The 4,119-nt window shown below is 49.5% G+C and carries 2 protein-coding genes; one reads left to right on the top strand and one right to left on the bottom strand.

Going from position 1 to position 4,119, the window contains the following annotated elements:
- The first annotated feature begins 7 nt into the window (after nucleotides 1–7).
- Nucleotides 8–139 carry a hypothetical protein gene (locus tag H6F80_RS30525; protein WP_347277806.1) on the top strand — a complete coding sequence of 44 codons (132 nt, stop codon included), beginning with the start codon at nucleotides 8–10 and terminating at the stop codon, nucleotides 137–139.
- Between the two features lie 277 nt (nucleotides 140–416).
- Here the strand turns inward: H6F80_RS30525 and H6F80_RS00350 are convergent, their stop codons facing one another.
- On the bottom strand, nucleotides 417–3,980 hold the full coding sequence (locus H6F80_RS00350; RefSeq protein WP_190789637.1) for an alkaline phosphatase: 3,564 nt from the start codon (nucleotides 3,978–3,980) through the stop codon (nucleotides 417–419).
- Between the last annotated feature and the right edge of the window lie 139 nt (nucleotides 3,981–4,119).

Here is a 4,119-nt window from a genome sequence, read left to right as displayed (position 1 = left end):
AAGTGGTATGGGTATGGCAGTGGTTAAAAGATGTTTAGACTTGCATCAAGGTAAGCTGTTGCTAGAGAGCCAAGTTGGTATAGGTACAACATTTACGATTAGAATATCCCAGCCTGATAAAGTTGGTTTTCTGCCATGACGATCGAAAATCTTGAGGCAGAAAATTGAGCAGCAAGGTAGCTCAGGAGGCATTTAGGGAAATAAAGAAGAAGGAGCAAAGCCTGTACATCAATCGTTACGAGTTTGGTCCCTTTGGCTAACCAGCAACCATCAATATAGGTAAAACACTACTTACTGATCGTTTATGCGCTCAAAATTGCATCAGGCTAAAAGACAAGGTTCCAGTCATCTTCAATCAGATCACTGGAACCTTAACGCACTCAAAATTGAGCAGACTTCTTCAGACGCAATCGCAATTAAGCAAGCACAAAGTTGTTGCTGCTGAGGGTGCTGGCTTGAATACCCGCCAGAACTGCCAGCACTTCACTACTGCCTGCCGCCTGCACAAAGGCATTTGCGCTCTGATCGCCGCTTCCCTGAACCAGAGTTAGCTGTTCAAAGGTAAGTCCGCTCAGGCTCAACAAATCATCTTCGCTGCTGAAGTCGGTAATGGTATCTGTGCCTTCTCCGATCGCCAGCCTAAAGATGTCCTTGCCATCGCCGCCCGTTAATAAATCATCTCCTGTACCGCCATCCAAAGTGTCATTCCCTGTAGCACCTCGCAATAAATCATCACCACCCAATCCCTCAATGTAATCATTACCACCAAGCGCATTGATTACATCATTAGAACCATTCAATCCAGCAGTGCGGTTACTGCGATCGTTAAGGAAAGTGACCGTATTCGAGTTCAATACCGTATCGACATCGGCATCAGCATTGATCACATCAAAGCTATCACTGACAGCATCTTCCCCGTTGAAGATAAGATTGCCAATTTTTCCGCCTCCACTTCCCTCCAGGGATAAGTTATCTAGATTCTCCAGATCAAAGTCAGGCAGGACAGCTCGAACATTGTTAACCCCCTCAAAAGTGATGACTAGGTCTTCACCGCTCTGCGTGAGCAGCAGGTTACGAGCCGTTAAACCTTCCCCGGTAAACTGAAGCGTATCGACTTCAGCGATCGTTTCCTCAGAGGGACTCGTTCCCCGACCCACACCGCCAAAGTTACTGATCTGTGCGCCTTCTCCCAATCCGATTTGCGTTACGCCCTGCTGATCTTGAACATTCAAGGGATTTTGCAGCCGAATCCCAAACAGGGATTGATACATCATCCGGTAAATTTCAGTGTTATCAAGCGTGCTGGGCAGAATGTCAGCATTTAAGCCATAGGTTTTTGACACAATGCTACCTGGAAAGTCGGGAGTGCCAACCCAACCGACCGCAAAGTTGCCTAGCGGACCATCTAAGCTTGGTTGAGAGGGGAACGATCGCCAGGGATTTTCAGGGCTGGCAGTGCTGCCATTAATGCCATCCAGGTAGTTTGGATTATTCCCATTGCTGTTGACGAAAGGAACTTCCGGCTGCGATGCTGCAAGCTCAGGGTTGCTGGCATCAAAGTTCCCGGTTGGACGAGTGTAGGGCGCAAACTGAACAAGCTCCAGCCCCCCTGCATCACTGTCTGCCGCCGTCACGATCATAGTATTGGGGTCTTGAGTATTCACATAGTCCATCGCCACGCCGATCGCCGCATCTGCCCGTCGAGCCGCTTCGACTGTTCCAACAGCATTATTGTTGTTGGCAAAGTTGTCGGTTCCCTCTTCTTCCAGCACCACAAAGAAGCCATCCGGGTCGCGGTTGACAATCTTCAAGCTGGCATCCAGCATTTCAGCTACAGTCGGAGCCGTTTCCACATAGAGCGGTTGCGGATCGGCGGTATTGAGTCCCAATCTTTCTTCAGGAACGTCAAAGAAAGTATCCTCTGCCGCAAACACACCTAACAGTTTTTCAGGCGGATTTGCACCATTGACAGTTGCATTCATCTGCTCCTCGGTGTAAACCACGGTGTAGCCGAGGGATTCTGCCAGTTCAATCAGGTTAATCGTTGGACGACGTTCTGGGCGGATTTCTGAAGCATCGATTTCAGCCGTGACGTGAAATCCAGTTGTGCCGATCGGCAGCATATAGAGTTCCCCGCCGCCCATGATCACGTCCGTTCCAGAGCGAATCACCTGCTCAATGATTTCAGCGTACTTATCTCGTGCCCGAATGTTATTGCCCTGACGATTTGTTGTTTCAGCCGCAAAAGCAGCCGTTCCCGGCTCTGCTAATTGACCCGACTGGATCAATGCCGTCGCTTTACCCGCTTCGATCGCCTCCTCTAAAATCGTTTTGCCCCGGTTGCCCGACAGCGGAATCACCTCAGTATTGTCCTCTTCTAGCCCAAAGGACTCTGAGAACACCTTCACCCCATTGGCGTGGGTCACGGCTCCGGCATTTGACGTTCCGGTAAGCTGGTCTTCCATGTGTCCCAGGTAGACTCCAGCATTGCTCATCATGTCCCAATTGAGCCTGCCATCAGGACCCAGATCAGTGTTACGCAAAGCCATGTAGTGAGAAGGACTCGTGCCATCGGGGTGAATGAAAATTACATTTCCCGTCGTGCGAGTTGCTTCAGGAGCAGGAATCGGAGGCTCAACTCGTGAGGGCAATTCTGCATCAAACAGGGTTTCGTACATCAATTCGTACATCCCTGTGTTGTCTACCGTAGATGGCAGTTTTTCGGCATTCAAACCATGTGCCTTGCTAACGATCGAACCCGGCACATCCGGCGTACCGACCCAACCCACCGCAAACGGAAAAACATCCCCATTGGCATCAGGAGCGGCAATAAAAGGGGTTGTGTTTGTTCCCTTCGTACCGTCTAAAAGATTTTGGCGCGGTTCAGGATTAGGATTCACACCGATCGTACCTACCGGAGCAGTCGGATCATCTCGATCGACCACTTCTAACCCGCCTGCATCACTATCTGCTGCCGTTAAAATCAGCGTGTTGGGATTTCGTTCAACAAAATCAAGGGCAACCCCGATCGCCTGATCGGCTCGAATTGCTGCTTCTACGACACCCGAAGCATTGTTGTTGTTGCCGAAGTTATCAGTACCCTCTTCTTCCAGAATCGTGATCGAACCATTATTAAAGTTAGGATGACGCTCGACTAGTTGTTGCGTTACTTCCAACATCTCACCGATCGTGGGTGCAGTTGGAACAAAGAGCGGGCGAGGGTTGTCAGTATTTAACCCCAACACTTCTTCTGTGACATCGTTAAACGTATCCTCTGCCGCAAACACCCCCAATACCTTCGTTGGTGTCGTAGCGTACTTGTTTGCATCTAATAACTCAAACAGTTGATCACGGGTATAAACAACCGTGTATCCTTGACTCTTTGCCAGTTCAATCAGGTTTTCAGTAGGGCGATTGAGCGGATTAGTGCTAATGGCATCCAATGTAGCAGCACTACCATGAAAACCATCCGTTCCTACAGGCAGCAAGTTAATTTCGCCGCCCGCCAGAATGAAATCAACTCCAGATAAAATCACTTCTCTGGCAATGTCTGCCTGCCGTTGACGAGGAGGAACCCGTCGATCATCGATCGTCGTTTCGCCGACCTGAGCCACAAAGGCAGCCGTTCCCGGTTCAATAATTGCACCGGATTGCACGAGAGCCGTGACTTTATTGGCTGCGATCGCTTCTTCAACAATCGTTTGACCCACCCTACCCGATCGGGCAACTACCGGAGAGCCGTCTTGATTGAGACCAAAAGATTCTGCGTAAACCTTCGTTCCCGTCGCGTGGGTAACTGCTCCTGCATTAGAGGTTCCAGTAAGCTGGTCCTCCATGTGTCCTAAATAAACACCTGCATTTTCTAATCGATCCCAGTTAAGCCTGCCGTCCGGTCCTTGAGAGACAAATCGTGCCGCTGCATAGTGAGAGGGGCTCGTACCGTCAGGGTGAAGGAAAATAACGTGATTACCGTTCGTCATAAAACCTCAGAGCGTTAGCAAGTTGAAAAGCACAAGGGATCGTTGTGTTACCCGAAGGAACACGTCGGCAAGAATGGAAATGGTTTAACAAAACCCTAGATTAGGGGATGAAAACTGATGCTTGGAAAGAATTTTCAAC

This window comes from Leptolyngbya sp. FACHB-711 (genome assembly GCF_014695615.1).
Classification (GTDB): domain Bacteria; phylum Cyanobacteriota; class Cyanobacteriia; order Elainellales; family Elainellaceae; genus Leptolyngbya_A.
The sequence above is the reverse complement of the archived record's forward strand: the minus strand, read 5'-3'. Positions and strand labels throughout refer to the sequence as shown.

Coding starts and splice junctions, on each gene's coding strand:
- H6F80_RS30525 (WP_347277806.1), top strand. CDS start 8: ATGGGTATGGCAGTGGTTAAAAGATGTTTAGACTTGCATCAAGGTAAG.
- H6F80_RS00350 (WP_190789637.1), bottom strand. CDS start 3,980: ATGACGAACGGTAATCACGTTATTTTCCTTCACCCTGACGGTACGAGC.